5 protein-coding genes and 1 pseudogene are annotated in these 3,084 nt (G+C 73.6%); 1 reads left to right on the top strand and 5 read right to left on the bottom strand.

Features of this window, described 5'->3' with window-relative positions; all coding sequences use genetic code 11:
- A partial coding sequence (locus HUW36_RS29420) for a LysR family substrate-binding domain-containing protein (RefSeq protein WP_174531094.1) occupies positions 1–638 on the top strand: 638 nt, incomplete at its 5' end.
- Here the strand turns inward: HUW36_RS29420 and HUW36_RS29415 are convergent.
- The 5 genes and pseudogenes from HUW36_RS29415 to HUW36_RS29395 form a co-directional block, all read right to left on the bottom strand.
- Positions 635–1,114, bottom strand: coding sequence for a GNAT family N-acetyltransferase (locus HUW36_RS29415; RefSeq protein WP_174531093.1), 480 nt, complete (start codon positions 1,112–1,114; stop codon positions 635–637). The genes HUW36_RS29420 and HUW36_RS29415 overlap by 4 nt on opposite strands.
- Before the next feature lie 182 nt (positions 1,115–1,296).
- Complete coding sequence (locus HUW36_RS29410; RefSeq protein ID WP_174531092.1) at positions 1,297–1,905, bottom strand: GTP-binding protein; 609 nt, start codon at positions 1,903–1,905, stop codon at positions 1,297–1,299.
- Positions 1,886–2,275 carry a DUF742 domain-containing protein gene (locus HUW36_RS29405; protein WP_174531091.1) on the bottom strand — a complete coding sequence of 130 codons (390 nt, stop codon included), beginning with the start codon at positions 2,273–2,275 and terminating at the stop codon, positions 1,886–1,888. Before HUW36_RS29405 ends, HUW36_RS29410 begins: the two co-directional genes overlap by 20 nt.
- Positions 2,272–2,697: a roadblock/LC7 domain-containing protein gene (locus HUW36_RS29400; RefSeq protein WP_091573440.1), complete on the bottom strand. Its 426-nt coding sequence runs from the start codon at positions 2,695–2,697 to the stop codon at positions 2,272–2,274. The genes HUW36_RS29405 and HUW36_RS29400 overlap by 4 nt, the downstream gene beginning before the upstream one ends.
- Before the next feature lie 66 nt (positions 2,698–2,763).
- A pseudogene (locus HUW36_RS29395) lies at positions 2,764–3,084 on the bottom strand (nitrate- and nitrite sensing domain-containing protein); the annotation flags it as partial.

Below are 3,084 nucleotides of genomic sequence, written 5' to 3'. Positions count from 1 at the left end.
GGGCGGCCCTGGACGCGGTGGCCGCCGCCGACCGCCGGACCCGCCGCGCCGCCGTGGACGGCGGTCCCGGCCTGGTGCTGGCCACCAAGGCGGGCGCGTCCAGCGAGCTGCTGCCGAAACTGCTCGACGCGTACGCCGCGGAGCCCGACGCGGTGGCCGTCGAGGTGCTGCTGTGCGGCATCGGCGAACAGGAGCGGCTGCTGCGCGACGGGCGGGCCGACGTGGCGCTGCTGCACCTCCCGTTCGACTCGACGGCCGGCCTGGACACCGAGGAACTGGTGACGGAACAGCAGGTGCTGGTGCTGCCGGCGGCGCATCCGCTGGCCGGCCGGACCCACCTGCGGCTGACCGACGCCGAGGCGCTGCCCGACCTGCCGACGCCGCGCTGGCCACTGCCCGACGGCACGTACCCCGAGGGTCCGGGCCCCGAGGTGCGGGACCACGCCCAACTGCTCCAGCTCATCGCGCTCGGCCGGGCCGCGGCGGTGCTGCCGGAGTCGTGCCGGACGCTGCTGCGCCCCGATCTGGCCGCGGTGCCGGTGCCGGACGCGCCCGCGGTGACCACGGTGATCGCGTGGCCGCCGCACGGCCGGTCGCGGGCCCTGGCCGCGCTGGTCCGGACCGCCACCCGCCTCTAACGCAGGTCCTTGCGCATGTGTTGGGTGACGACGCGGTAGCCCGACGTCCGGTAGAGCGACGCGGCCGTCTCGTTGGCGCCGAAGACGTTCAGTTCGAGCGCCCGGGCGCCCCGCTCCCGGGCCACCGCCTCGCCCGCGGCGAGCAGCGCCCGCCCCAGCCCCGCGCCGCGCCGCTCGGGCGCCACCTCGATGTCGTAGAGGAAGGCGCAGTCGGCGACGCCCCGCGGGTGGGTCAGACCGATCCACAGGTGGCCGACCGGAGATCCGTCGGCCGTCTCGCCGATCAGGAAGAGCATGCCGGGCGTGGCCATGCCCTGGGGCAGCAGGACGGCGTTGGCCTCCCGGGCCCGGTCGAGCGCCTCCTCGGCCGTCCAGTTGCCGGCGGTGACCTGTTCCTGGGCGTAGCCGGCGGCGAGTTCCCGCTGCCAGTCGTCGAACTCCTGCGGGGACATCGCCCGGACGGACACCTCGGTCATGTGCGTCAGACTCTCACGGATGCCGCTGGTCGGCCGGCCACGGTGCCCGCGGGCCAGAGGCTGGCGCCGCGGCGTGTCGACTCCGATCGGCGCAGGCCGTGACGAGCGATATACCTCAGTGTCATATTTATGACGCTCAGGTATATCCCGGAAGAGTGATGCCTTCTTGTGCGTGGTGACTGTCAGTCGCCGGCGGCTCGTCGGCGCGCCTCCCGCAGCTTCATGGCGTGCTCCAGCAGCGTGATCAGCACCTCCTTGGCCGAGTCCCGCTCCCGCGCGTCGCACAGCACCACCGGCACGCCGAGGTCCAGGTCGAGCGCCGCCTGCACCTCGTCGAGCCGGAACGTCCGGGCGCCCTCGAAGCAGTTCACCGCCACCACGAACGGCGTGCCCCGGCCCTCGAAGTAGTCGATCGACGGGAAGCAGTCGGCCAACCGGCGGGTGTCGGCGAGCACCACCGCGCCGAGGGCGCCGAGCGCCAGCTCGTCCCAGACGAACCAGAACCGGTCCTGCCCGGGCGTGCCGAACAGGTAGAGCACCAGATCGTCGCTGATGGTGATGCGGCCGAAGTCCATCGCCACGGTGGTGGTCGACTTCTCCTCCACACCGGACAGGTCGTCGATGCCGATCCCGGTCTCGGTCAGCACCTCTTCCGTGCGCAGCGGCCGGGTCTCGCTGACCGCGCCGACCAGGGTGGTCTTGCCCACGCCGAACCCGCCGGCGATCAGGATCTTGATCGCGGTGGGCAGCGGCGCCGCTCCCGCCGGCCGCTCAGAGCGCCCGTAGTCCATTGATAACCGCCTCGAAAACGTGCTCGTCGGGAAGGCCGGCGGGGGTGGCGCGCGGCTCGCGTACCTGCACCAGGCTGCGGGCGGCCAGGTCTCCGAGGAGGACCCGGACCGTGCCCACCGGCAGGTTGAGATGGGCGGCGATCTCGGCCACGGACTGGATCCGCTGGCAGAGGCCGACGATCGCCACGTGCTCCGGGCCGAGCCCGGACTCCGACCCCACATCCGTGCGGGTCGCGCTGACCAGGGAGATCAGGTCGAAGGTCCCGGTGACCGGGCGGGCCCGACCTCCGGTCACGGCGTACGGGCGTACCACCGGGCCGGCGTGGTCGTCCACCCACTCCTGCTCCGCGGACTCCCCCCGGCCGGTCATCGCGCCGTGTTCTCGCCGAGGGGCTGTTCCCGGGTCGGTGACGCCACGAACCGGCCGACCCGGGTGACGAGCATGGCCATCTCGTACGCGATCAGGCCGACGTCCGCGTCCTCCGCCGCCAGCACCGCCAGGCAGGCGTTGCGGCCGGCCGCGGTGACGAAGAGAAAGGAGGACTGCATCTCGATGATGGTCTGCTGCACCTGACCACCGCCGAACCGCTTGCCCGCGCCACGGGCCAGGCTCTGGATGCCCGCCGCCATCGCCGCCAGGTGCTCGCCGTCATCCCGGCTCAGGCCGCGGGACGAGGCCATCAGCAGTCCGTCCGTGGAGAGCGCCACGGCGTGTTCCGCCTGCTTGACCCGGCCGACCAGGTCATCCAGCAGCCACGCCAGATCCGCGCTCGAAGCCGTCTTCTGCGCCACTCGTCGTCCTCTTCTTCCCGGCTGGTGTGCCGTGCTCGTCCCGGTCCCGTCGCGTCGCCGGCCCGGTCAGGTGGCCTGCTCGTTGTCGTCGGCGGGCACGCCGCCGGGTCCACGCGCCCCGCCGAGCAGGCGCGCCGCGTCGGTGCGGCCGCGCCGGGTGCCGCTCTGGTAGGAGCTCATCATCCGGCGCACCTGCTCCGGCGCGCGCGCCGTGTCGTCCGCCCCGTCGTCCTCCACCTCGGCCTGGTCGTTGCGCAGCTCCGGATTGAGGCTGGCCTGGCGTACCCGGACCGGCAACCCGGCGTCGGTCACCGCCGGCGCCTCCTCGGTCGCGGCCGGCGCCGCCGAGGGTTCGGCCACGGCCAGCTCCGCGGTCGGCGCGGCGAC

Origin of the sequence: Micromonospora maritima, from assembly GCF_902825405.1 — a bacterium.
In the GTDB taxonomy this organism is placed as follows: Bacteria; Actinomycetota; Actinomycetes; order Mycobacteriales; family Micromonosporaceae; genus Micromonospora; species Micromonospora maritima.
This window is presented reverse-complemented; position numbering and strand designations above follow the sequence as displayed.

Coding starts and splice junctions, on each gene's coding strand:
- HUW36_RS29415 (WP_174531093.1), bottom strand. CDS start 1,114: ATGACCGAGGTGTCCGTCCGGGCGATGTCCCCGCAGGAGTTCGACGAC.
- HUW36_RS29410 (WP_174531092.1), bottom strand. CDS start 1,905: ATGGACTACGGGCGCTCTGAGCGGCCGGCGGGAGCGGCGCCGCTGCCC.
- HUW36_RS29405 (WP_174531091.1), bottom strand. CDS start 2,275: ATGACCGGCCGGGGGGAGTCCGCGGAGCAGGAGTGGGTGGACGACCAC.